Source organism: Niabella insulisoli (assembly GCF_039652435.2).
Classification (GTDB): Bacteria; Bacteroidota; Bacteroidia; order Chitinophagales; family Chitinophagaceae; genus Niabella; species Niabella insulamsoli.
On the sequence record NZ_CP190246.1, the window covers coordinates 2834788 to 2860930 of the forward strand.

Annotated in this window: 20 protein-coding genes; 12 read left to right on the forward strand and 8 right to left on the reverse strand. The window is 45.2% G+C overall.

What is annotated here, in order from left to right; all coding sequences use genetic code 11:
- Positions 1-48: 48 nt before the first annotated feature.
- The 5 genes from ABDK00_RS11725 to ABDK00_RS11745 all read right to left on the reverse strand — a co-directional run bounded on the left by ABDK00_RS11725 (position 49) and on the right by ABDK00_RS11745 (position 6187).
- On the reverse strand, positions 49-732 hold the full coding sequence (locus ABDK00_RS11725) for a YggS family pyridoxal phosphate-dependent enzyme (RefSeq protein WP_428400330.1): 684 nt from the start codon (positions 730-732) through the stop codon (positions 49-51).
- Positions 733-877: 145 nt separating this feature from the next.
- Positions 878-2464, reverse strand: a complete 1587-nt coding sequence (locus ABDK00_RS11730) for a M60 family metallopeptidase (RefSeq protein WP_346237210.1) — start codon at positions 2462-2464, stop codon at positions 878-880.
- A gap of 85 nt (positions 2465-2549) precedes the next feature.
- Positions 2550-3185: an HAD family phosphatase gene (locus ABDK00_RS11735; RefSeq protein ID WP_346237209.1), complete on the reverse strand. Its 636-nt coding sequence runs from the start codon at positions 3183-3185 to the stop codon at positions 2550-2552.
- Positions 3186-3242: 57 nt separating this feature from the next.
- Positions 3243-4397 carry an acyl-CoA dehydrogenase family protein gene (locus ABDK00_RS11740; RefSeq protein WP_346237208.1) on the reverse strand — a complete coding sequence of 385 codons (1155 nt, stop codon included), beginning with the start codon at positions 4395-4397 and terminating at the stop codon, positions 3243-3245.
- Between the two features lie 149 nt (positions 4398-4546).
- Positions 4547-6187 (reverse strand): DEAD/DEAH box helicase, encoded by a 1641-nt coding sequence (locus ABDK00_RS11745; protein WP_346237207.1) that lies wholly within the window; start codon positions 6185-6187, stop codon positions 4547-4549.
- Between the two features lie 222 nt (positions 6188-6409).
- Between ABDK00_RS11745 and ABDK00_RS11750 the strand changes: the two genes are divergently transcribed.
- The 7 genes from ABDK00_RS11750 (at position 6410) to ABDK00_RS11780 (ending at position 19258) form a co-directional block, all read left to right on the forward strand.
- On the forward strand, positions 6410-8734 hold the full coding sequence (locus tag ABDK00_RS11750; RefSeq protein WP_346237206.1) for a PSD1 and planctomycete cytochrome C domain-containing protein: 2325 nt from the start codon (positions 6410-6412) through the stop codon (positions 8732-8734).
- Between the two features lie 21 nt (positions 8735-8755).
- Positions 8756-10204 carry a DUF1501 domain-containing protein gene (locus ABDK00_RS11755; RefSeq protein WP_346237205.1) on the forward strand — a complete coding sequence of 483 codons (1449 nt, stop codon included), beginning with the start codon at positions 8756-8758 and terminating at the stop codon, positions 10202-10204.
- Positions 10205-10266: 62 nt separating this feature from the next.
- On the forward strand, positions 10267-11292 hold the full coding sequence (locus tag ABDK00_RS11760) for a 6-bladed beta-propeller (protein WP_346237204.1): 1026 nt from the start codon (positions 10267-10269) through the stop codon (positions 11290-11292).
- A gap of 103 nt (positions 11293-11395) precedes the next feature.
- Entirely contained in the window at positions 11396-13555 is a 2160-nt protein-coding gene (locus ABDK00_RS11765) for a DUF2231 domain-containing protein (protein ID WP_346237203.1), read from the forward strand.
- A gap of 84 nt (positions 13556-13639) precedes the next feature.
- Positions 13640-14086 (forward strand): hotdog fold thioesterase, encoded by a 447-nt coding sequence (locus tag ABDK00_RS11770; RefSeq protein WP_346237202.1) that lies wholly within the window; start codon positions 13640-13642, stop codon positions 14084-14086.
- 125 nt (positions 14087-14211) lie between these two features.
- Complete coding sequence (locus ABDK00_RS11775; protein WP_346237201.1) at positions 14212-15495, forward strand: glycoside hydrolase family 2 TIM barrel-domain containing protein; 1284 nt, start codon at positions 14212-14214, stop codon at positions 15493-15495.
- Complete coding sequence (locus tag ABDK00_RS11780) at positions 15476-19258, forward strand: glycosyltransferase family 2 protein (RefSeq protein ID WP_346237200.1); 3783 nt, start codon at positions 15476-15478, stop codon at positions 19256-19258. The genes ABDK00_RS11775 and ABDK00_RS11780 overlap by 20 nt, the downstream gene beginning before the upstream one ends.
- A 103-nt stretch (positions 19259-19361) precedes the next feature.
- On the opposite strand, the gene ABDK00_RS11785 is transcribed toward ABDK00_RS11780, so the two are convergent.
- Positions 19362-19574 (reverse strand): hypothetical protein, encoded by a 213-nt coding sequence (locus ABDK00_RS11785; RefSeq protein ID WP_346237199.1) that lies wholly within the window; start codon positions 19572-19574, stop codon positions 19362-19364.
- Positions 19575-19702: 128 nt separating this feature from the next.
- Between ABDK00_RS11785 and ABDK00_RS11790 the strand changes: the two genes are divergently transcribed.
- Positions 19703-20281 carry a sigma-70 family RNA polymerase sigma factor gene (locus ABDK00_RS11790; protein WP_346237198.1) on the forward strand — a complete coding sequence of 193 codons (579 nt, stop codon included), beginning with the start codon at positions 19703-19705 and terminating at the stop codon, positions 20279-20281.
- Positions 20281-21414, forward strand: coding sequence for a serine protease (locus tag ABDK00_RS11795; RefSeq protein WP_346237197.1), 1134 nt, complete (start codon positions 20281-20283; stop codon positions 21412-21414). The genes ABDK00_RS11790 and ABDK00_RS11795 overlap by 1 nt, the downstream gene beginning before the upstream one ends.
- 157 nt (positions 21415-21571) lie before the next feature.
- Here the strand turns inward: ABDK00_RS11795 and ABDK00_RS11800 are convergent, their stop codons facing one another.
- Entirely contained in the window at positions 21572-22471 is a 900-nt protein-coding gene (locus ABDK00_RS11800) for a sugar phosphate nucleotidyltransferase (RefSeq protein WP_346237196.1), read from the reverse strand.
- Positions 22472-22567: 96 nt separating this feature from the next.
- Here ABDK00_RS11800 and ABDK00_RS11805 point away from each other — a divergent pair, with 96 nt between their 5' ends.
- Both ABDK00_RS11805 and ABDK00_RS11810 read left to right on the forward strand, forming a co-directional pair.
- On the forward strand, positions 22568-23446 hold the full coding sequence (locus ABDK00_RS11805; protein WP_346237195.1) for a 1-aminocyclopropane-1-carboxylate deaminase/D-cysteine desulfhydrase: 879 nt from the start codon (positions 22568-22570) through the stop codon (positions 23444-23446).
- A 53-nt stretch (positions 23447-23499) separates the two neighbouring features.
- Positions 23500-24174: a hypothetical protein gene (locus ABDK00_RS11810; protein ID WP_346237194.1), complete on the forward strand. Its 675-nt coding sequence runs from the start codon at positions 23500-23502 to the stop codon at positions 24172-24174.
- 15 nt (positions 24175-24189) lie between these two features.
- On the opposite strand, the gene lipB is transcribed toward ABDK00_RS11810, so the two are convergent.
- Entirely contained in the window at positions 24190-24927 is a 738-nt protein-coding gene (gene lipB / locus ABDK00_RS11815; protein WP_346237193.1) for a lipoyl(octanoyl) transferase LipB, read from the reverse strand.
- A 131-nt stretch (positions 24928-25058) separates the two neighbouring features.
- Here lipB and ABDK00_RS11820 point away from each other — a divergent pair, with 131 nt between their 5' ends.
- Complete coding sequence (locus ABDK00_RS11820; RefSeq protein ID WP_346237192.1) at positions 25059-26108, forward strand: RluA family pseudouridine synthase; 1050 nt, start codon at positions 25059-25061, stop codon at positions 26106-26108.
- Positions 26109-26143 lie beyond the last annotated feature (35 nt).

A 26143-nucleotide genomic window follows, 5' to 3' on the forward strand; every position in this document is an offset into this window, starting at 1 on the left:
TTTTACTCCAAATAAAAAGCCCGGTCTTCAACGAACCGGGCTTTTTATTTACACTCTTCCGCCAAACAAAAGGCTGCCAATCCTCACCATATTACTGCCTTCTTCCAAAGCAATGATATAGTCGCCACTCATCCCCATCGAAAGTATTTCCGCTGTCGCACACGCTTGTTTTGACCGATCAAAAAGTTGTTTCAGATCTTTAAACTCCTGCCGCACCTGCTTTGCATCTTCCGAAAAACTGGCCATACCCATTAGGCCTTTTATTTGAACCTGTGTAAGGCCGGACGATTGCTTCATCAAAGCTTCCAACTCCTGGGCGTTTAGACCAAACTTAGTGGTTTCCGAAGCAATATGCACCTGCAACAAGCAATCTATGGTGCGGGCATTTTTCGCGGCCTGCTTATCAATTTCCTTCAGCAGCTCAAAGCTGTCAACGCCATGTATAAGGTGTACAAAAGGCGCGATATATTTCACCTTGTTCCGCTGCAGGTGGCCTATAAAATGCCATCGTATATCGGCCGGCAATGCCTGCTGTTTGGCTACAAGTTCCTGCACATAATTCTCCCCGAAGTCGCGCTGCCCCAAATCATATAAAGCTTTGATATCTTCAACCGGTTTAATTTTGGAAACCGCCACCAACGTGGCGTGATAAGGTTTTAAAACTGAAAGAATCTCCTGGTATCGATCGATATGAATTGCCATAATAAAATATGCCCCAAAAATAATTAACATTTTGGTTTAATAGGTTTTTATGACGGAAACTGCAATGGCATCAAAGCCAGGCGCGATGAACTACTTGAAAAAACGATATCGCTTATCGAAGAAAATAAATAAGCCCGGCATGGTACCGGGCTTAAACTTTAACTATTGGAACGAGCTAATCTTCGAGTGTGGTTAAGTCTACTTTTGGAAGGGGCAAATTCATTGCTTTGATAGCAGCACGGCATTCGTCAGCCATTTCCTGCGTAAGCTCATACTTATAATTACCATAATCATTATAATCAAATTGCCCTACCCAGAAGAAACCATACTTCTCAAAAAAATCAGTGAGGTCGGTTTTACTCACTTCGCATGCTTTCTTCACAAAATTTAATTGGTACACTGCCGGATTTGCACCCCTGTCGCCCCAACCGCCTCTGCGGCCACGCTGATTGGACCTTTCTTCATTGCCCTGCTTTCTAAGCGCTTCGAAAAGATCCGGGTAAAAATCAGGATTATTCCCAGCGCCCGTGAAGTATAATTGAAGCTGCCAAAAAGGAATCAACCGGTTAAACACATCTTTATCCTGCAAATAACAGATACCGCGCGCGATGATACTGTCTCTCGCTTTCTGATAGTTTTTTTGCTCACTGATCCGGCTTTTATTTCCAAAAGAAGTGGTGCCATAAAGAGAAAAAATATTGTTACTCACTTCACCGAGCCCGCCCCAATTAAGATAGGGGCGCAGTTGATGCACATGGCCCACTTCATGGCTGAAACCCCAGCAGGGGTCGCCTTTGATGACTCTCGCCGGATCTACCACGAGCGGCATCGCATTGCCGGGCGTGGTTCCCATGTAGGCAACGCCATCGCCATCTCTGAACATGTAATAGTTATAATTCACTCTGGCCAGAATATGATTTTTGGGCACTTTATTATATTTAATCAAACCTAAAATCCGATGCTGCCGATACACCAAAGAATCGTAGTTCGCAATTAATTCAAGGCCTCTGCCGTAGGCGTATTTCTTACAGGCTTCAACAGGATAAGCAATTTGAATATGCCTGCCCTTGGCGTCAATGACCGGATAGACGGCATGATCAATCAGTTTGTTCCAGTCCTGATCAGTGTGAAGGGCCGCGTCGAAATAACCGTTTACCTGTGCATTGACAAAATGCACTTGAATCGGAGCTTCCTGCTCGGGCGCTTCGGCATAATAGTCGATATAAGCCAGGCCATCATTGTCCTTTACATTAATAATATTGACACCATTGCGAAGCGTGAACCGTTGTTTATGAATACCCCATCCGGCCGGGTCTTTATCAGGCTTAATGCCCTCCGGCGCGCGCCGGTTCCAATTGGGAACTAGTAAACCGACTTCTTTTCCGTCTGCGATTCCATCTACCAAAATCACATGTTTGCCAACAGGAAGATAGATACCGGTAATACCTTCGTATTTGCTGTAACCATCGCCAATCATCAACTCCTGCCCCAGCGTAGTGGGCTCAAGCCATGCCTTATAGTTTGCCAGCCGAAATTTTGTGTCGTAAGTTTTGTTGTAAAGCGCCTGCGCTAACTGTTTCAATTGCGCGTTCGAAATTTTATCAATAGCAGCGCGCTTTACATTCTTTTTTAAAGACGTCGCCATCGGTGTTTCGAAAATGGAAAGATCCTGGTAAAGCGATCTTAATTCGGTTGCAGACTGGGCATGAAGCATAAAAAAGGCAAAGCAAGCCCAAAGAAAGAGGGTCAATTTTCTGTACATAAAAAGCTATTTGCCATCAAGATATAATTTTAACGGCAGGAAAACATGTGCAAACGGTTGACCAAAATCGAATAGCTATCTGTGTTTACACAGCGAACTTTGTATAATCTTTCATGAATGAAATAATATTGGCCTGATTAAATTCGTGGCGTTCATGCATGGAAGTGATCACTGCACAATCCATTCCTGCCCTCAACGCCGACTCAACACCTTTGGGCACATCTTCAAAAACCAGGCATTCCGATGGGGCTACATGGAGCGCTTCGGCGCATTTAAGATAAGTTTCAGGATCTGGCTTACTGTGCACCACGTCATCCGCGCTGACTAACACATCGAAGTATTTTCGAATAGAAAGCCCATCAAGTACAAAATCTATGTTGAACATGATTGCGGCGGAGCCAATCGCCATTTTAACGCCCTGTTGATGAGATTGCTCAAGCAACTCCGGCAAACCACTCAATAGTTTTAAATGAGGTTTAAACTCCCGCTGATATTGCCGCTCTTTCTCATAGCTCATTTTATCCTTCTCCTCCAAAGAAAAGCGGTGGGGGAATATCCTTTCCAACAGCTCGTGATTTTTGCCATAGCACTCCGCCTTGGTGCGCTCGAGCGATATTTCCGCGCCAAGTTCATTTAAAATGCGATGCCAGGCTTTGATATGATACGCCATATCATCGATCATCGTCCCATTCAAATCAAACAAAAAAGCTTTATAACGCATAACAGATCAAACCTAATGAAAAGATATGGTAACGCCGGCGTCAAACAGCACAAAGCCTTATTTCAGGATGCTGCGACTGATAACAATGCGCTGCACTTCGCTCGTACCTTCATATATCTGGGTGATTTTTGCATCGCGCATCAGGCGCTCCACATGATATTCTTTTACGTAGCCATAACCGCCATGCACCTGAACGGCTTCAACAGTCGTCCACATGGCAGTTTCTGAGGCGTAAAGTTTAGCCATAGAAGAACTGAGCGCGTAATCGAGATGATGATCTTTTTCCCAGGCTGCTTTCAGGCAAAGCAGCCTCGCCGCCTCGATTCTCGTATGCATATCCGCCAGCTTAAAGGCGATTGCCTGATGGTTCATAATTGCTGTGCCAAAAGCCTTGCGCGTTTTGGCGTAATGCTTAGACAGTTCGTAAGCGCCGCTTGCAATGCCCAAAGCCTGCGCGGCAATACCAATGCGGCCTCCAGCCAGCGTGCGCATAGCAAACGTAAATCCAAACCCGTCTTCGCCAATACGGTTGGCCTTCGGAACTTTTACATCTGTGAACATCACCGTATGGGTATCGCTGCCGCGAATGCCCATTTTATTTTCTTTGGCAGCCACTGTTACGCCGGGCCATTGCCGCTCCACAATAAAAACGTTGATCCCCTTCGACCCTTTAGAAGCATCCGTTTGTGCAATGACAAGATAAACAGAAGCTGTGCCGCCGTTGGTGATCCAGTTTTTCGTTCCGTTTAATATGTAATAATCTCCTTTATCTTCGGCGACGGTGCGCTGCGAAGTTGCATCGCTTCCCGCTTCGGGCTCGCTCAACATAAAGGCTCCAATATAAAGATGTCCATCTTTCCGTCCGCGTGCCAGCGGCACCAGGTAATTTTGCTTTTGCTCTTCGGTGCCAAAGGCTTCGAGTCCGTAACAAACCAGGCTGTTGTTGACGCTCATACATACGCTCACACTGGCATCAATCTTTGAAATTTCTTCCATCGCCAACACATAGCTAACGGCGTCCATTCCCGCGCCACCATAAGCTTCCGGCACCATCACGCCCATAAAACCCAGATCGGCGAGTTGTAGTATTTGTTCCTTCGGGAATTGCTGCAGCTCGTCGCGCTCGATCACGCCGGGCAGGCATTCCTTCTGCGCAAAAGACCGTGCAGCCTGTTGTATCATCAACTGTTCTTCGGTGAGTTCAAAATTCATACGGCTTAATTTGTATAAATATACTGGATAAAAAACAGCGTATTTTGTTCATCCAAAAAAATTGATGCAGTTCAATTACGAAACTGTAGCCGCAACAAAAAAACCGGAACAACTTGCTCCGGTTTCAAATGAATTTCTTTACAATATTTTTATCGGCGTCTGCCGCCGCCTGTGGCTGCGTCATTCATCCTGATTTTCCGTCCGCGGTAATTTTTTCCGTCCATCGCTTTGATCATTTTTTTACCGGCAGCGGGCTCTATTTCAATCCAGCTGTTCATTTCTTTCATATCAATATTCCCCAATATATCTTTGTTGAGGCCGCTCATATCTAAAATAAACTGGAGGAAGCTGGCCTTGTAAAAACCATCTTTTGTGCCGAGGTTTACAAACAGGCGCTGATAGCTGCTATTTCTAGAAAACCCTTTGCCACCCTGCCTTTCACGCGCCCCACGAGCATCTTTATCCTGGCGCTGGTTGAGATCGGCCGCATTTTCATAGTATCTTAAAAAACGGTCAAACTCAAGTGCCGCAACCCGCTGCAAAATCTCTTCCTTTTCTACACCCTCAAATTTCTCTTTTAATACCGGAAGGTAGGTTTCGTATTCGCCGTGGCTGATATCCGTGTTCAACATCTTATCAATAAAATGGAAAAACTGCTTGCGGCAAACATCTTTGCCACTCGGAATATCCATCTTATGAAATTTGGTATTAACCAGTTTTTCGATTTGCCTCAGGCGGTAAACTTCCTTTGGTGTCACGATCGAAAGCGAAACACCGCTTCTTCCGGCGCGCCCTGTTCTGCCGCTCCGGTGGGTGTAAACCTCCGTATCATCAGGCAATTCGTAATTGATAACGTGGGTAATCCCCTGCACATCGATACCGCGGGCGGCCACATCAGTCGCAATCAGCAACTGCAAAGATTTTTCACGGAAGCGGCCCATTACCTTATCCCGTTGCGCTTGTGTTAAGTCGCCGTGGAGCGCATCAATATCATAACCTTCGCGAATAAGCTGTTCTGTGATATGTTGTGCATCGGCCTTGGTACGTGTAAAAATAATACCGTAGATGCCGGGATTAAAATCAATAATACGTTTCAGCGTTTCGTAACGATTGATATGTTGCGTTAAGAAATACTGATGATCGATATTTACGTTAGTGGAATTAACCTTCCCTACCGAAATTTCGGCGGGCGTGTTCATAAAGCGTTTGCTCACCTGGCGAATTTCCGGGGGCATCGTGGCGCTGAACAACCACATACTGTGTCGATTGATCGTCTCTTTAAGGATAAACTCAATGTCGTCCTTAAAGCCCATATTCAGCATTTCATCCGCTTCATCTAATACCACATAATTAATATTCTCAAGATTGATGGCCTTACGCTCGATCAGGTCGATCAACCGGCCCGGAGTCGCTACCACAATATGAGTTCCGCGGCGCAGGTCACGCACCTGTTGGGAAATCGATGTTCCACCATAAACAGCGGTAATAGCTACTTTATTTTTCGGGCTAAACTTTTCGAGATCGGTAGTGATTTGAAGGCACAGTTCCCTTGTCGGACAAATCACGAGGGCCTGGGCCGTTCTTTGCGTTTTGTCGATCAGTTGAAGTAAGGGTAACCCAAACGCCGCAGTTTTACCTGTCCCGGTCTGCGCCAGTCCCACGAAATCCTTTGTACCTTCTAATAAAACCGGAATGGCTTTTTCCTGTATCGGAGTTGGGGTTACGAAACCTATGGTTTCGAGAGACTGAAGTAAGCCTTCTTCAATCCCTAACGATTCAAATGTTGTCATAAAAAGAGTGCAAAGGTAGCAGAAACATCTTACTTGGCAATTTTTCTTGTTTTTCTCATCAACCGGCGTTATACCATGTTTTCCCGGAACTATGCTGAAGGCGGCCCCTATTCCGTCATATAGTCCATAAAAACAACTGTTTAATCTATTTTTTCCAGGGCATCTATGGGTAACTTTACGCCAAAAGCCTTCATGTTTTCTTTTTTTTGTAAATTCGTCTTAATGAGACTTCGATTTGCTATTGCTATAATTATCGGCGCTTTGTTCGCCGTCGGCTTGTCGATTTCCGGCTGCAAAAATACCTCTTCCAAAAATTCCGGTTCAGATTTAATAAGTTATAATTATGAGGTTCGGCCTATTCTTTCCGATAAATGTTTTGCCTGTCACGGGCCCGATAAAAATAAACAGGAAGCCGGCCTGCGGCTGGATATTGAAAAATTTGCCAAGGCCCCGCTGAAAGAAACCAAGGGCGCTTTCGCTATTGTCCCCGGAAAGCCTGGCGAGTCTGAGCTAATTAAAAGAATTACATCCACGGATCCCGCTTACCAAATGCCGACACCAGAATCTCATTTAGGCGTTTTAAATGAAGACGAAATCAATATTTTAACCCAATGGATTGAGCAAGGCGCCAAATATGAAAAACATTGGGCCTTTATCAGCCCTGAAAAAGCTGCGCTACCCGAAATTGATGACGAAGCGTGGCCCAGGAATGAAATAGACTTCTTTATAGCAAACAAGTTGGAACAAAAAGGCCTGGCCCATAGCGAAGAAGCCGACAAAGCTGTCTTGCTGAAAAGAATTTCTTTAGACATCACGGGGTTGCTTCCCGACCTCGCTCTTCAACAATCTTATATGGATGATAAGAGCGACAAAGCTTACGAGAAAGCAATCGATAAATTGATGGCCATGCCGCAATTTGGAGAAAAGATGGCTATTCACTGGCTGGACGTTTCGCGATATGCCGACAGCTATGGATACCAGGACGATGACCGGCGGACGCAATGGCCCTATCGGGATTGGGTAATCCACGCGTTTAATAAAAATATTCATTATGACGATTTCTTAACCTGGCAATTGGCAGGTGATATGTTACCGGATTCTTCGAAGGAAAAAATTTTAGCCACCGCCTTTTTGCGGAATCATAAATACACGGAAGAAGGCGGCGTCATTCCCGAAGAATACCGCGTCGAGTATAACCTGGATAAAGTAAAAACCTACACCAAAGGTATTTTAGGGCTGACGGTTGAGTGCGCCCAATGCCATGATCATAAATATGATCCGATTTCTCAAAAAGACTATTATAAAATGTTTGCGTTTTTTAATAATAGCCAGGAAAAAGGATTAGAAGGATTGGTTGGATCGGAGCCGGCCAAAACGCCCATACTTTATTTATCTGATGACGACACCAGGAATGTGTTACAATTTATCAATAGAAAAGACAGCGGCGTGCTTCAGGTGTCCGTTATGGGCGAGCTGAAAGATACTACACGCACGACTTATATTTTGGAAAGAGGCGTCTATGACCAGCATGGCGAAGCGGTCACGGCGGGTGCGCTGCCCGCGGTGATGGACTACGACACGACGCTCTATCCTAAAAACCGGCTGGGTTTAGCCCAATGGACGGTAAGCAAAAAGAATCCGCTCACGGCGCGTGTTTTTGTCAACCAGATGTGGGAGCAGTTTTTTGGAAAGGGTATTGTAAAATCGGTGGGCGACTTTGGCATGCAGGGCAACCTGCCGACGCACCCTCAGCTGCTCGATTGGCTGGCCGTTGATTTCATGGAGCATGATTGGGATATCAAATACCTCATCAAAAAAATATTGATGTCGGCCACCTATCGACAGTCATCCAACGTAAAAAAAGAGCATCTTGAAAAAGATCCTGAAAACCTTTTTTATGCGCGGTTTTCGAGATTAAGAATGCCTGCAGAAACCATCCGCGACATGGTGTTGGGCAGCAGCGGCCTGCTGGTAAAAGAAATTGGCGGGCCGAGCGTAAAACCTTATCAACCGGCCGGATTGTGGGAAGCCGCCACTTCGGGCAGAGGCACGCTCGCAACTTACCGTCAGGATAAGGGCGCAGATCTGTATCGCCGGGGTATTTACACATTTATAAAACTCACAGTGCCGCCCCCTACTATGATCGTTTTCGACGCCAGCAACCGCGACCAGTGTGAAGTGCAACGCTTAACCACCAGCACGCCTTTGCAGGCTTTGATCATGATGAATGATCCCACGGTACTTGAAGCGTCGAGAGTGTTTGCTGAAAGGCTTATCAAAAAAGAAAAAAAGACGGAGGGCGCCATTTCCACCGCTTTTGAAACGATCATTTGCCGAAAGCCGGATGATCAGCAAATAAAGGTTTTAGAATCGTACTACAAAGATCAACTGGCACGGTTTGAGAAAGATAGTGCGGCAGCTGAAACTGTTTTAGATGTTGGCGAATTCAAACACAGCAGCGACCCGAAAAATATGGCCGCGACAGCAGCGATGATGCGCGTTGTGAATATGATCTATAATATGGAAGAGGCCATTGTGAAAATTTAAAAGCCGCTCAAACTATTACAAATGGAAAAAGAAACTTTTGAATACGGACTGAATATGAACCGCCGGCGTTTTCTCACGCGCCTGGGCATGGGTGTGGGCGGCGCCGCATTGGGCAGCCTGCTAATGCCCGATTTATTTTCGGGAAAAGAGATCGAAGAAACGATTACTGCCGGCGTTCCGCATTTCGCGCCTAAAGCAAAACGCATCATTTATCTTTTTCAGAATGGCGCCCCTTCGCAATTGGAAACTTTTGACTACAAACCGAAGCTTGAGGAAATGTGGGGACAAGACCTGCCCGAATCGGTGAGACAGGGACAAAGGCTAACCGGCATGACGTCGGGACAGTCCAAGTTTCCGCTGGCAGCTTCTATTTTTAAATTTGCACAGTATGGCGAGCACCGGGCCTGGGTAAGCGAAACCCTCCCCTATACAGCCCGCATTGTAGATGATTTGTGTATTGTAAAAAGTATGTACACGGAAGCGATTAATCACGATCCGGCGCTCACCTTTTTTCAAACCGGCGCGCAGGTAGGCAACCGGCCCAGCATGGGATCATGGCTGAGCTACGGGCTGGGAAGCGAAAATAAAAACCTGCCAGCCTTCTGCGTATTGCTGTCGAAAGGAAAAGGCAATGGCCAGGGGGTTTACTCCAAACTTTGGTCAAATGGCTTTTTGGATTCGATACACCAGGGTGTACAGTTCAGTAACGGTGAAAATCCGGTACTTTACCTCAATGATCCTGATGGCATGGACAAGACGGAGAGAAGGAAAATGCTGGATCATCTGGCGGAACTAAATAATGACAGCTATGAAACCGTCGGCGACCCTGAAATAAAGGCCAAAGTGCAACAGTATGAAATGGCCTACCGTATGCAGACGGCGGTGCCTGAAGTAACTGATCTCAGCAAAGAACCGGATTCGATTATTAAATTATATGGCCCGGAATGCCTCGTGCCCGGCACCTACGCCGCTAATTGTTTGTTAGCCAGAAAACTTTCAGAAAGCGGCGTTCGTTTTGTTCAGCTATATCATCAGGGCTGGGATTCTCACGGCAACCTGCCGACTCAATTTGCAGGACAATGCATGGACACCGACCAGGCGTCAGCAGCTTTAGTCACCGATCTGAAACAACGCGGGCTGCTCGATGAAACGCTGGTGATCTGGGGCGGAGAATTTGGACGCACCAATTATTGCCAGGGCACACTCACCAAAGAGAATTATGGACGCGACCACCACCCCCGCTGCTTCACAATGTGGATGGCAGGCGGCGGCGTAAAGCCCGGCGTTTATGGCGAAACCGATGAATTTGGTTACAACATTGTCTCCAACCCCGTTCACGTTCACGACTTCCACGCCACGGCGATGCATTTGATGGGGCTCGATCATGAAAAACTGGTCTATAAGCACCTGGGGCGCCGTTATCGCCTCACCGATGTCGCCGGCAAAGTCGTCAAGGATTTAATCGCCTGACCCTGCTGATGCCTCTTTTTTCAATCCTTAAAAACTACGGTTAAAAATTAATTACCGATCAAATGAACAGAAAAAGTTTTATCAGAAATAGTACCCTGGGCATAGCAGGCGCTTTGTGCGCTCCGGAATGGCTGATCAAAAATGAAGTGGTACTGGGACACGGAAACAAACGTTATAAGATTAACAAACAATGGAGCCGCGCTGATGTGTCTAAACATCCTGTAAACGATTGCCACGAAATGGTTCAGGATCGGAAAGGACGCATTTTGCTGTTAACTAACGAAACCAAAAACAATGTTCTTATCTATAATAAGAACGGAAATTTTCTCGATGCATGGGGCACGGAATATCCGGGCGCACATGGTTTGACACTGTTTAATGAGAACGGGCCGGATGTATTGTTTATATGTGACAACAAAAGGCATCAGGTTATTAAAACCGCCATCGACGGCAAGGTTTTAATGGTCCTCGACTATCCAAAAGAAACTGGCATGTACACAAAAGCCGAGGAGTATGTTCCGACGGAAACCGCAATTGCGGCCAATGGAGATATTTATGTCGTGGACGGTTATGGAAAAGATTTTGTTATTCAATACGATAGCAAGGGACGATATATCAGACACTTCGGAGGCAGAGGCAAAGAAGCGCATCATCTGCTGAATGCTCACGGCATCTGCATCGACAACAGAACAAATACACCCCAGCTTGTTGTAACCTCGAGAAGGGAAAACGCTTTTAAGAGATTTACACTGGATGGAAAATATATCAGCAGCATCGAAATGCCAGGCGCCTGGGTGTGCCGGCCGGTTATTAAAGATGATCTTTTGTACGCTGCCGTGCTTCAAAGCAATAACAGGCAATCCAAGCAATCGGGCTTTGTCACTATTCTCGACAAAGAAGATAAGGTCATTTCTAACCCGGGAGGCAATCAACCTGTATACAGCGGCGGTAAACTTCAGGAATTGCAACAGGAAATACCCGCCTTCGCTTATCCTCATGACGTCTGCATCGACGACGAAGACAATATGTATGTTGCCCAATGGAATTCTGGAAAAGTGTATCCCTATAAATTAGAACTTGTTGTTTGATTTAGCTGAGCAGCCCAAACAGATAAATCAAATTCAACCCATATCAACCATATAAGTTTCCTGAAAAAATTTAATCAGGAAATAAGATAGTGCAAATAAATTTATGAAGCAGAACAGGTGGCAGCATATTATTTTTAACGTATGTATCGTACTTAATTGTTTACTTGTTTTTCTCTTGATCTTTTATAGCGAAGTGCAAATTCCGGCCTTTCTGCAAATCGTTGGAAGAGCCCACCCGCTGACACTTCATTTCCCAATCGTGTTGTTGTTACTGGCATTTCTGTTTGAAATGTTGTTAACCTCCACCAAAAAATCGGTCCCGCGCGAAATTGCTGACTGGCTCTTGCTGGCTGCTTCTTTTACCACGGTCGTAGCCGCACTGATGGGTTTATTTCTTTCAAAAGAAGGAGGATATGAGGGCGATGAAATCAATGCGCACAAATGGCTCGGTGTTTTTTGCGCCCTGATTTCCGTGATTTGGTACGGACTGAAAAAACAAATCCGCAAAAACAAAATCTTTACTACCGTCATTGGTTTATGCTCCAGCGTGGTATTACTGATTGCCGGCCACAAAGGCGCCAATATCACGCATGGCGAAGATTTTTTATTTGCTTCGGCAGACAACCCGACCGATGTACCGCCAGTATCCATGGATGAAGCTATTGTTTACACACACCTGGTGCAGCCCATTATTGAAAATAAATGTACCAACTGTCATAACAGCAATAAGGCTAAGGGCGAATTGGTGATGACCTCGGAACAGCTTTTAATTAAAGGCGGCAAAAACGGGAAACTGTGGGATACCACCGCCGCCGATCTTGGGTTATTGATGCAGCGCATCCACTTGCCCGCTGATCACAAAGAGCACATGCCTCCCAAAGGAAAGCCGCAGCTCACAGATGAAGAATCGAGGATATTATATCTATGGATAAAAAGCGGCGCCAGTTTTACCCAAAAAGTAGCCGATCTGCCACCCGGAGATTCCTTAAGAGCCATTGCCGCCTCATTTTTTAAAACAGACCAGGAAGAAACCTACGATTTTGAGCCCCTGGATGAAAGCGTTGTTACTGCTTTAAACACAGAATATCGCGTTATCGCACCGGTTGCGCAGGGTTCTCCGGCGCTGGCCGTGAATTTCTACGGCATTCATCAGTTTCAAAGCGAACAACTTAAAGATCTCAACAAGATTAAAAGCCATATTGTGTCGCTTCACCTGATGAAAATGCCGGTTAAAGATGAAGACCTTAAAATTATTGGCAGCTTCGACAACCTGAGAGACCTGAACATTTCCTTTACAGAAGTGAAAGGCAGCGGCCTGAAATATCTGACGGGGCTACAACATCTGAAACAATTATCACTTTCCGGTACCGGCATTAGCGCCAAAGATTTACAACAACTTGCCCCGTTAAAAAATATCTCCTCCATCAAAGTCTGGAACACATCAGTTACTGAAAAAGATGTAAACGCATTGAAAGCAACCCTGAAAGACACCCGGTTTGATTTAGGTTTTAATGGCGATACGGTGGTTGCGAAATTGAGTACGCCTACCATCACAGCCACCAAGGGTAAAAAAGTCTTTAGCGGATCAACTGTGGTAACGATCAAAAATCTTATTCAAAACGCCACTGTTCGCTACACTGTTGACGGCAGTGAACCCGATAGCCTGCATGCGGCCGTTTATAAAGCACCTTTCACGCTTAAACAACCGGCCACGATAAAAGCCCGGGCCTTTTTAAAAGGCTGGATCAGCAGTGACCCGGCAAGCGCCAATTTCTTCAAGGCCGGCATCAAACCAGATAGTATTCGTCTCCTAACCAAACCCAATCCCCGCTATGTGGGCAATGCTAAAAAAGGCCTTGCTTTAACGGATGAAGCTTTGGGCGGCTTAGTCTTTAATACCACAGAATGGATCGGCTATAAAAATGAGCCGTTTGAAGCGCTGCTGTTTTTTGATAAGCCAGTGCCAGTGCGCGTAGTCACATTAAGCGCTCTGGTGAGTACAGAAAGCTATATCATGCCGCCGTCGTCGATAGAAATATGGGGCGGCAGCTATGCCGGCGCGCTCCAACTGTTGGCAAAACTCAAACCTGAGCAGCCCAAGGTAAACCAGCCGTCGTACCTAACCAGTTACGAATGTGCGTTTCCGCAACAACCCTTACAGGTTTTAAAAATTGTGGCCACGCAGGTTATGTCGCTGCCGGCCTGGCATGCGGGAAAAGGAGAAAAGGCATGGATCTTTTTCGATGAAGTGTTTATCAATTAATTTGCGCGGGAGCCGCAGCAAAAATCCTGCTTCGAAGGGAAAAAGCCGGTATCGCCTATCAAATTATAGACCTAAAGCAAACGAATGATCTGGAGTAAACAGTACGACTTAAAAAATCTAAACCTGATCAGCGGCGACAACATGAGTAGCCATCTGGGCATACAATTTACGGCTATTACAGACGCTACTTTGGAAGCGACCATGCCGGTAAATAATAAAACCCGCCAACCTTACGGCATTTTGCATGGCGGCGCTTCTGTAGCGTTGGCCGAAACCATGGGCTCCTATGCCAGTAGCCTTATCGTGGATGGCGAAAAATATATGGTGGTAGGAATGGAAATTAATGCCAACCATTTGAAGCCTGTGGCATCAGGAAACGTTAAGGCCGTGTGCAGCCCGCTCCACCTGGGCAAAAGTAGCCATGTATGGGACATAAAACTTTATGACGACAATCAGCAACTCATTTGCGTCAGCAGGCTGACCGTTGCTATCATTGAAAAAAGAAAATTTGAGCCGTCCGGAAAGACGTAATTTTTTATTCCCATAAAATCGACCGAACGTAAAAACTTGCCGCGGCGTTGCTATATTTGTAGGACCAAAACCCTCATTCTCTGAAATTAAGAATAATAATATCTTATCTAACAGCCTTACTGGTAATGGTAATTGTTTTGTCGTGCGGCAACGATAAATTCAAACCTAATCAGGCAAAAACAGTTTACATCGAAGAAGCGGATGGTCGATTCACACTCATCAGAAATGGAAAACCTTTCGAAATCAGAGGCGCCTGTGGCAGTTCCTATCTGCCCGAACTGGTAAAAGCCGGGGGCAACACCATTCGCACCTATGATACCGTCAACCTGGATGCCATTATGAAAGAGGCGGAGTCGCTCAATCTGGCCGTGGTGGTAGGCTTATATATGCCGCCCAGTAGTAACCTCGATTACTTTTATAGCGATACAGCGCAAATTGCTCAAAACCTGGCAGCCCTCAAAAAATGGGTGATAAAATATCGAAACAGTCCTTCGCTGCTGATGTGGTGCGTTGGCAACGAATTGTTTTTTCCAAAAAGTAATAAGTATAAAAAATTCTACAAGGCGTTTAACGACGTCGTTGAAATGATTCATAAAGAAGATCCCCACCATCCGGTAACAACGACGATGGTCAACTTTGTGCCCGACAATCTTTTGGCCATTCGCTATAGAACTGATGTCGACATTATTTCATTCAATATGTTTCATGGCCAGCTAAAGCGTCTTCACTCCGACCTTGCTAAATTCTCCTGGCTATGGGACGGGCCGTTTATGCTGACGGAATGGGGAACAGAGGGGCCCTGGAGCGAACGGGAAAAAACCGCATGGTCGGCACCGATTGAATTTAACAGCACGAAAAAAGCCGCTGAATTATTAACAACGTACAACGATTGCATCCCGATAAATAGAGACCGGATGATCGGATCCTTTGTTTTTTACTGGGGATATAAGCAGGAAAGGACAGACACCTGGTTTAGCTTTTTTTCAGAAAAAGGAGAAAAGTCGCCGATGGTTTCGACCATGCAATTCATCTGGACCGGTAAATATCCGGCGTTTACACCACCTGCGACAGGTGACCTGTCGCTTAATGGCAAACTACCGGGCGAAAGCCTGTTGACTCCTGCTGGCTCGGTAATTCAAGCAAAGCTTGAGACTGGCAATCGGCATGATACATCTTACCAGTATGAGTGGAAAATTGTTAAGGAAGACTGGTTTACCAGAAATAAACATGAAAATAATGAAAAACCCATGGTGCCGATGCAGCATTTAATCCATGATCAGCATGATCAGGTAATGGTGTTTCATGCGCCGTTTAAGCCTGGCCCCTACAGGGTCTTTGTAAATATTTACGACGGGAAAGGAAATTTCTCTTCCAGTAATATGCCTTTTTATGTTGTGGAAAAAAACTAATCCCCGGCCTGCTGTTCAAGCGATAGAGAAGCCAACGAGAAGGGAGCTGCTTACGCTTCAAATCCTCATCGTTTTGGGAATAGCAGCCATGGTTGTGTTTTTAAGAGTACTCTTTCAACCCGATATCGCTGGTTCGCGGTTCCTGTTTATTTTGCTTTTAGTGTCCTGCGTTTTTGGCTGTCTGAAAGTCCTGCACGAGTGGTATCATTATTTTTTCATAACCGTCCCAGATACTCCGCCCAACACACAGGCATACACCGTTGATATTTTTACTACTTTTTGCGCCGGTGAGCCTTATGAGATGATTGTAGAAACGCTTACTGCAATTCAAAAAATAAGCTATCCGCACCAAACCTATTTGTGCGACGAAGCCAATGACCCCTACCTGATTGAGGTATGTAAACAACTCGGCGTGAACCACGTTACCCGCACATTAAAGATAAATGCCAAAGCGGGCAATATTAACAATGCGCTTCGGACATCGCATGGTGATCTCTGCGTCATTCTGGATCCAGACCATGTGCCTCAGCCCAACTTTTTGGACCCTATCATCTCTCATTTCAACGATCCAAAAATCGGATTTGTTCAAATTGTTCAGGCCTATAAAAATGAAAATGAAAGTTTGATTGCAAAGGGCGCTGCGCAGCAAACCTATCAGTTTTACGGGCCGATCATGATGACGATGAACAAATACGGCACTGTTCTGGCCATAGGCGCCAATTGCACTTTCAGAAGAAAGGCGCTGGATTCGATCGGAGGCCATTCGGCAGGCCTGGCCGAAGATATGAACACTGCCATGCATCTGCATGCCAAAGGTTGGAAGTCGGTGTATGTGCCGCAGGTACTGGCGCTGGGATTGGTTCCTTCCACGCTTTCGGCCTACTACAAACAGCAGTTGAAGTGGGCCCGTGGCGTATTTGAACTGTTGGTCACAACCTATGTCAGCAACTTTCGCAAATTTACCTTACTTCAAAAGATACATTACGGAACCATCCCGCTCTACTACCTGTCGGGCATTATATTTCTGATCAATTTTTTGATTCCTATTTTCTCGCTGGTGTCCGGTACGGTGCCCATCAACCTGGGTTTACAGACTTTTGCCTTGGCGGCGCTGCCCTACTTGGTTTTGGTGATTCTTATCAGGCATTACGTTCAAAAATGGGTGACAAAAGACGAAGAAAGAGGGTTTCATGTTGTGGGCGGACTTATAGCCATTGGCACCTGGTGGATTTTTATTCTTGGATTTGTTTACACGATCCTTCGCAAAAAAGTACCCTATGTGCCCACGCCGAAAGACGCTAATGAAGCGGACAACTGGCCGCTGCACATTCCCAATATCGCCATGCTGTTTTTGACGATTGGTGCTGTTGTATACGGGCTCTATCAGGACTTTAACCCTTATCTGCTCTTTATGGCGGGCCTTGCTGCCATCAATTGCCTCATTCTGCTTTTTAATATCGCTGCGGGACGTCAGCTGGCATTTAGAAAGTACAAAAACCAACGACGCGGTATCGATAAAACCATTCAGATCATCGGCGCATCTAAGAAAAAGTTCTGGCTGTTGAGAAGACGGCTTTACGCGGTGATAAGAAGTTATCCTGTGATCATCATTTCCATAATGCTTTGCGGCGGCAGTTTCTATCTTTATCAAAAAAATAAGGCCGTCAATATGTTTGCGCCCAGGTATAAAAAGCCTTCTTTTATGCTAAACGGCATTTTTGCACCTACCAGCGACAACGGGCAAAGCAATTTAGCTTTTGTGGAACAGCTCAGCGCCACTCGCCATCAAGCTTTTAACATCATATCGCTTTACGTGCCATGGGGTGACGGCAACTCGTCTGAAGTGCCGATGCAACGTCTGGATTCTATCTACAGCTTGCAAGGACTACCGATGATCACCTGGGAACCCTGGCAGAACCTGTTTATAAAAAGGCAGGCTTTGCCTGATCAAAATGTTTTTCAGCACATTATCAGCGGCGATTACGACACCTACATTACAGCCTTTGCCGACAGTTTAAAAAATGTAAAACATCCCGTCTTTTTGAGATTTGCGCATGAACCTGACAATCCCTTTTATCCCTGGTCGGCCAGCGGCAACAATTCCGCCACCGATTTTAAAAAAGCTTGGATATACCTGCATAACAGTTTTAAAAAAAGGGAGGCAAATAATGTCATTTGGGTTTGGAATATCTGGAAACCTGAATCGACTGCTGACTACTTTCCGGGCAAGAAATATGTGGATTGGGCGAGTGTCAATATTTTAAACTACGGTAAGTTCGCAAGCTCGGGACAGTCGTTCTCTTTTGAGCAATTATACCGGCCGTTCAGAAAACACCCCGTATTCAGAAGTACCATTCCTGTGATGATCGCAGAAATGGGAAGTCTTGATAGCGGCGACGCAAGAATTAACTGGACGAACCAGGCTATTGCAGACATGCAACATCATTTTCCCGAAGTCAAAGCCTTTGTACTTTTTCAATCAGGCAGCGACCACAATATACCTGAGGGATCCGATTTTTCTAAAACACTTGACTGGCGCCAGCCGATTGCCAAACTAGATCTGGAAAAAACGGGGCATTATAAATTATCGCTACCGGTGGCTACAGCAGTGCCACAAAATAATAAAGCCCTACCCATCCGGCATCATCTTTTTTCGGGCATGAAAGGTGTTAATTACAACCGCACCCTCAGCTGGGCCAACAATTACAATCCTGTTTTTAAAAGAGATATCATCAAAGATTTTGCTGAGATAAAAAAAATGGGAGCAAATACGATCAAAATATCACCTTCAGGCATTTACAACCGCAACCTGTTCACCGCCGCAAAAGCTAACGGTTTTAATATCATTTATTCTTTTTGGACGCCCGATGAAATTGATTTTATCAAAGACAGGGATGCCGCAGATCAGCTTTCAAAAGAAATAATCGGCGACGTCAAACGCCTGAAAAGCAACCCCAACATAATCGGGTGGAATATTGGCAATTCCCCTTATATCGCGTTTGAAGAACGGTTCGACAAACCCTTTCTTTTATACCAGCAGGCCGCTTACCTTAGCTGGCTAAGTCAACTCATTAGTCAAATAAAATCTCTCGATGCTCAAAGGCCTGTCAGTTGCGATCTGCCGGTCAATGACGATCTTTTAAGTATTGCGCCCCTGTTTTTTACTGAAGTGCCGCAACTTGATTATTTGGGTTTGATATGCGATGCACGGTCGCCGGTGGCAGCGGTTCATCAATTGCAAGTACCGTTTTATTTCAGCAAAATAGATCCGCAGTTATACCTACAAAATGCCGACGCATTTAAAACGACGGGCGCGTTTATGGCCGATTGGCAAAACCAGCATCAATGGAATTACCTGACTTTCGATGGGTTGAAAGACTTTAACGGCAATGCGAAAAATGAACTTGCCGGCCTTGCTGCGCGATGGGGACATATACCATCGAGCCAACACCCGCTGCCGCGGGTTAAAATACTACAACCCGCCGCGGTTGCCTTTTCAGGTGAGACGCTAAAATATAACGCACTTATTTTTAAGGATACCTGGCAATTAGCCAAAAATATCAACTCGGGGCTTGCGTTTGAATGGTTCCTGGTGAAAAATGATAGTTACGGCAACCCACTTTCCATGGCGCCGGCGGGGTCGGGCCCAGAAATTTCCATAAAAATTCCCTCCAATGCAAAAAGGTATAGCCTTTATTTGCAGGGCACGAGGGCTGGGCGGGCCACAACCTGGAAGACCGGATTAGGCATGCCGCTGAAATGAAGATTACACGGGCTGCACCCTGCTCCTTAACGAAGTCGCATAAAAAAGCCATCCCGTTTCCGGAATGGCCCCTCTATATTGCTTGCCGAATAAAAATCTGGAATTAATGAACAGACGTATCAGTGGGAGTTGTAGTTGTATCCAAATTCACCATGGTGTCGGTTGGATTAACCGGAGGATTACCTAATGTTGGATCTACTACGGTGCTGTCAGCAGAAATGATGGTAGTGTCTTCTCCTCCTTCACCATCTGCAGCATTGTTACAGGCTACAAAACCTAACGAACTGATTACTAATAAAAAAAATAGCTTTTTCATAATTTTTGGGTTTGAGGTTAAAAATGTTAATACGGCAATTGTTAAAAAGTAACCCTGAAAAATAAATTTTTTTTTTCGACTCGGGAAGGGTTACTATTTTTAAAAATTGGTATTAAAAATAACACAGGTTGAAAGATTCTACACTAGAACAGGAAATAGACTTATTGAAGGGATTAGCTCGCGATGACAGAAAGTCGGTTGAGATCATTTACGGTCAGAATTACAATTTGATTCAAGCCCTGGTAGTTAATAATAACGGTACGGTTGACGATGCAAAAGACATTTTCCAGGAAGCAATGATCGTATTATTTGACAAAGCACGTTCAGGCAGCTTTGAGCTAAATTGTCAGATCAGGACCTATCTTTATTCGATTGCCAGAAGGCTTTGGCTGAAAAGATTAAATCAAAGCGACCGGCGCAACGCCGATTTTGATGATACAAACGAAACACAGGTAATCGTTGAGGAAGATGTGGCACAGCACGAACAGAAAGATGCAGAATTTGAAATGATGCACGCTGCCATTCACTCTTTAGGCGAACCCTGTAAAAGTTTATTAGCGTCTTTCTATTTCAAAAATAAAAGTATGCAGGCTATCGCGGAAAGTTTTGGTTACACGAACGCTGAGAATGCTAAAACGCAGAAATATAAATGCCTGATGCGCCTGAAAAAAATATTCTTTTCTCAATATAAAAAACAAGATAAGTGATGGAGGAGCAGCAAAATAATATTACACTCATTGATGCCGTAGAACGGTATATCATGGGTGAGATGAATTCTGACGAACGCCTTCAGTTCGAAAATTTGCGCAAAGCAGACAGCAATGTGGATCAAATGGTGGTGGAACATACACTTTTTGTTCAGAAATTGGATCGCTTTAATCAATGGGAGAAATTTCAGACTTCGTTAAACGAAATCCATAACCACCTATCGGCACAGGGTAAAATTGACGCAGAAAAACCTAAAGGCGGGAAACTTATTTACCTGTTTAATCGCTTTAAAAAGACGACGGCCATTGCGGCTTCGATCGCCGGTATCACAGCCCTGATCGTTAGCGGCATCATCGGCTCAGTAACGCCTAAAGCGCCGGCCAACCAGTTTGAAATTCTTAAAAGAGATATCAACACCCTGGCTCAAAAATCGAAAATCCAGGATAGGGAAATTAAAAATCTGAAACAGAGCGGCGTTTCGGCCAACACGCCTGAAATCCCCTACACCAATAGCGGCACCGGATTTTTGATTGATGGGAAAGGCTACCTGGTGACCAATAACCACGTGATTTTAAAAGCCCAGAATATTGCCGTGCAAAATAACGACGGTAAAGAATTCGTGGCGAAAGTGGTATATAGCAACGCTGAAACAGATATCGCTATCGTAAAAATTGACGACCCCGATTTTAAGCCGCTTCCCGGAACGCCTTACAGCTTCACTAAAAAATCTACTGATCTGGCAGAGCCAATTTTCACCCTCGGTTATCCCCGCGAAGAAATTGTGTACGGACAGGGTTACCTGAGTTCTAAAACAGGTTATAACGGCGACACAATGAGTTGCCAGATCGATATTCGCGCTGATAATGGCAATAGCGGAAGCCCGGTTTTAAACGAGAATGGAGAGGTGATCGGTATTTTAAATGCAAGACAAAAAGATGCAGAAGGTGTGGCGTTCGCTGTTCAAAGCCGAAGCATTTTCAACGCCGTTAATGATCTGAAAGCTAAAAATGACGCGGGCGAAACTGCCATAAAAGATATTAAGCTAAACACAAAAAGTGCACTTATCGGCCTAAAGCGTCCGCAGCAAACCAAGAAGATTGAAGAATATATCTATATGGTGAAAGTGAATTGAGGCGACAACAATGCCAAAACCGGATAAGCGCTACCCCTCGTAGCGCTTTTTATTTTTACAATCTTTTATCAACACCAAAGTTTCATTGACAAAAAAGCCTCAAAGCGTTTTATCACTTTGAGGCTTTTAAACATAGTTGGAAAGTCCCTAATCATAATCAGGCACCCCAGAGATTGTTGCTGTAAGCGCCGCTTTCGATAAGCTCGTTGAGCTGCTTTTGCACCGCCGGCGCATCTTCTTTATAAGTAACGCCAAACCACTGCGCCGATGTGGTGATCACTTTCACCACGCCGCCGTCTTTAATAAAATTATCTACCACCGCCGGAATTAAAAATTCCGATTTTGGAACGGTAATAAATTCTTTGATGAACGCTTTAAAATCCTTTTCATACAGTTCATAAACCGAAGGGTGGAAACACCAGAAGTTCATTGAAACAACCGTATCTTTCGACAGCTCATCGGGTTGCAGGCCATCGTCAACTTTTACTTTATCGCCCTGAACGCCAATGCCGATGCGCTCTACCACGCTGGCCAGATTACCTTTTTCATCCAGGCCACACACGCCCCTGTTCACGGTGCCATGCGCTGACAGCGTATTCATCAACGGATAACCAATCACCGCGTAGGTTTTTTCGTCGCAGTCGCCAGTTAAAAACTCAACTGCCTTTTTAAATGCATCAAAACCATAAAAATCATCGGCATTGATTACAGCAAAGGGCGTTTTTACCGCATCCCTGGTACACAATACCGCGTGCCCTGTCCCCCAGGGCTTGGTGCGCTCCTTTGGAATTTCGGTTCCATCCAGATACATATCCAGCTCCTGAAAAGCAAATTCATAATCGACCTTCCCGTCCAATTTTGAAGCGAATAAGTTGCGGAAATTTTCTTCAAACTGCTGGCGTATTAAAAAAACAATTTTACCAAATCCGGCTTTCACAGCATCGGCGATCGAATAATCCATAATCGTTTCACCGCTGGGGCCAAAAGATTCGACCTGTTTCATACTACCATAGCGCGAAGCCATTCCTGCAGCTAAAATCACTAACGTCGGTTTCATAATAATCTTCAATTTTGTTAGGGGACTATTTGCCCCGTTATATTTTAAATAGATGCTTTCAAAAATAAGGTAATTTAGCCAACGCTTAAACTTGTAATGCATATAATTAATGAAGATTTGATCCTGGCGGAACCGATTCCTTTTTTGTCGAAAAATGGAGTGGCTGTCCATGTTTTACGGCTCGACAGGGCCGATCCCGTTGTTAGCGGCAACAAATGGTTTAAACTAAGATATCATCTCGAACGGGCCAAAGCGAGCCGCTGTGACGCCGTTGTAACTTTCGGCGGCGCCTTTTCCAATCATATTGTTGCCACGGCAGCAGCATGCGCGGCGCTATCCATCACCAGCATCGGCATCATCCGCGGTGAAGCGCCCCCCACACTTTCGCACAGTTTGCAAACGGCAGCCTCCTTCGGCATGCAATTATTCTTTGTAAGCAGGGAAGCCTATCGCGCCAAAAAAATTCCGCCACAACTTGTCAGCGCAAACAACTATTTCATCCCTGAGGGCGGCTACAGCGAGGAAGGCGCAGCGGGCGCAGCTACGATTCCCTACGATAAAACGCAATACAATCTCATCGCCTGCGCCGTAGGCACGGGAACCATGATGGCCGGCTTGCTTAACGCAAAGCAAGAATCATCGGCTATTCTTGGATTTAGTGCACTCAAAAACTATTTCAATCTCGATGGCGAAGTTCGGCGCTTGCTAAAAGATAAGCACGAGCCTGTTCACATCAATCATAGCTATCACTTTGGAGGCTATGCAAAGAAAACGCCCGCGCTAATTCACTTTATGAACGAATTTTATCAGCAAACCGGCATTCCCACTGACTTTGTGTACACAGGCAAATTATTTTTCGGAATAAATGATCTGATCGAAAAAAAGCATTTCGCATCGGGAACGAAAATACTTGTCATCCATTCCGGAGGACTACAAGGCAATTTATCGCTACGAAAAGGAACGTTAATATTCTGATCCGTTCTGCTCACTCTCCTATCTTTGCAATCCAAGTAGCAACGGCTTTTATTATGAAGAAATTAGTGTTTTTTATTTTGACAGGCTTCATTTTCACAGGTTTACAGGCTCAGGAAATGTTACCCGATTTTTCAGTTTATAAAGTAGGCGGCGGCCGCGTGGTGGTAGCATGGACCCACAATTATCAGGGCATTAAACAAATTAATATTCAGCGATCGACCGATAGTCTCAACTTCTTTAAAACGGTTGGCACAATGCCCGATCCCACCCTTCAACAAAACGGCTTTGCGGACGTAAAACCGCCGAGCGATAATATGTTTTACCGGGTTTTTGTGATGTTCGAAGGCGGTAAATATATTTCAACAAAATCGAAACGTCCAACCCTTGATTCGACCGGATTGGCAGATGCGTACAACAGCGGTAACAGATCGAACACAGAAGTGAATCTCAACCCGAATTTCCTACCCGCAGGATTTCAACAATCGACTTATATTTTTACCTCTCCTGATCGATATGTAAGAGTGGAATTACCCTATGACAAAAGAAAATACGATATCAAATTCTTCAGCGAGACGGGTCAACCTTTGTTTGAAATGAATAACGTCAAGGAAAAACGCTTTAAGCTTGACCGGTCTTATTTTGCTACGGCCGGATATATCAATTTTGAGCTTTACGCAGACGGGAAGCTTATGGAAAGGCATAAAGTTTACCTACCCAAAGATTTTTAATAGCCGGGCGCAATCTCAGGACGGATCACTTACCATCTCTACATCAAATACTTTTTCAAAGTTGGATCTCACGCGTTGTTCCACCTCGCGGATATCGAGTTTTTGATCTAACTCTTTTTCTAAAGAAGTCACTTGTTTTCCCTGGATGCCGCAGGGAACGATCATATTGAAATAATTGAGATCGGTGTTGACATTGAGCGCGAAGCCGTGCATCGTTATCCACCTGCTGGTGCGCACGCCGATAGCGCAGATCTTTCTCTCCTTTCCCTTTTTATCCGGATCAAGCCAAACGCCGGTTTCTCCCGGAGAGCGCTCTCCTTTCAGGCCGTAATCATTTAAAGTGAGGATCATAACTTCCTCGATATTGCGCAGATACTTCCCAATATCGGTATAAAAATTTTCGAGATCGAAAATCGGATAACCGACTAATTGACCCGGGCCGTGAAAAGTGATATCGCCACCGCGGTTAATCTTAAAAAAATCAATGCCCATTTTTGAAAGATGCGCCTCACTCATCAGCACATTGTTCATATCGCCGCTCTTGCCCAGCGTAAAAACAGGAGGATGCTCCACAAAAAGCAAATGATTTTTTGTAATAAGCCCCGACGCTGCTTCAGCGCCCTTATCGCTATCCTGGAGTTCTCGGAGCTTTGTTTTAATTAAAACGTTTTCCTGCAGCAGCTTTTCCTGATAATCCCAGGCATCCTTATAGCGAAGGCTTCCGAGATGCTGAAAATGTACTTTTTGTTTCATAAGAAGAATTCCAAAATTACACGCTTTGCTGCTTCTGTCGCGTTGGCCTTTCAGCAACGCAGCAAAGGTCAATCAAAAAACAAAAATAAACGCATTCTGTTCATTAACGCATTCTTTTACCTTTGCAGCCAATGAGCGAATCAGAAGTATTTCCCGAAAACGCAAACGACGACCTTTATCAGAAGTTTGTTTTTAAAACCGATGCGGGACAGGAACCGTATCGGATCGACAAATTTTTAATGAACCGTATCGAAAGCGCGACGCGTAATAAAATTCAACAAGCCATCCGCAACAAAATGGTATTGGTTGACGGCAATGAGATCAAGCCTAATTTTAAAATCAAGGCCAACCAGGAAATCGTGGTGTATACGGACACTGCGCCCGATGAAAACGACATTGTCCCCGAGCAGCTGCCGCTGCAAATTTTTTATGAAGATGATCATATTATTATCGTCAACAAAGCAGCGGGCATGGTGGTTCATCCCGGCAGCGGCAATTATTCAGGAACGCTGCTCAACGGCATTGCCTGGTATTTGCAGCAGCAGAATGCAGCAATCAACCTTGATACGCTGCCCCGTTTTGGCCTCGTGCATCGTATCGATAAAAACACCAGCGGCCTTTTGGTATTGGCAAAAACGGAGCTCGCCATGCGCCACCTCGCCAAACAGTTTTTTGACCACACGGTCGACCGAAAATATATGGCCCTGGTTTGGGGCGATGTGAAGGGAGATGAAGGGACAATCGTGGCGCATGTGGGCCGCAATCTTCGGTTCCGGAAATTATTTGAAGCATACCCCGAAGGGGATCATGGAAAAGAAGCCATTACCCATTACAAAGTTTTAGAGCGCTTCGGGTATGTGACATTGGTGCAGTGTATATTGGAAACGGGCCGCACGCATCAGATCAGGGTTCACATGAAGCATATTGGCCACCCGCTTTTTAATGATGATTTTTATGGCGGCGACCGTATTATTAAAGGGACGGTTTATGCCAAATACAAACAATTTGTAGATAATTGTTTCAACATCTGCCCGCGCCAGGCGCTGCACGCCAAAACCCTGGGCTTCACACACCCGGCAACGGGTAAACCTGTTTTTTTTGAATCAGAGTTGGCGACCGATATTGCCGAAGTGATCGAAAAATGGAGAAGATACACTACGGCCTATAAACCCACAGAGTAATTTCGGGTTACATACGTCTTATCATAAATAAAGAC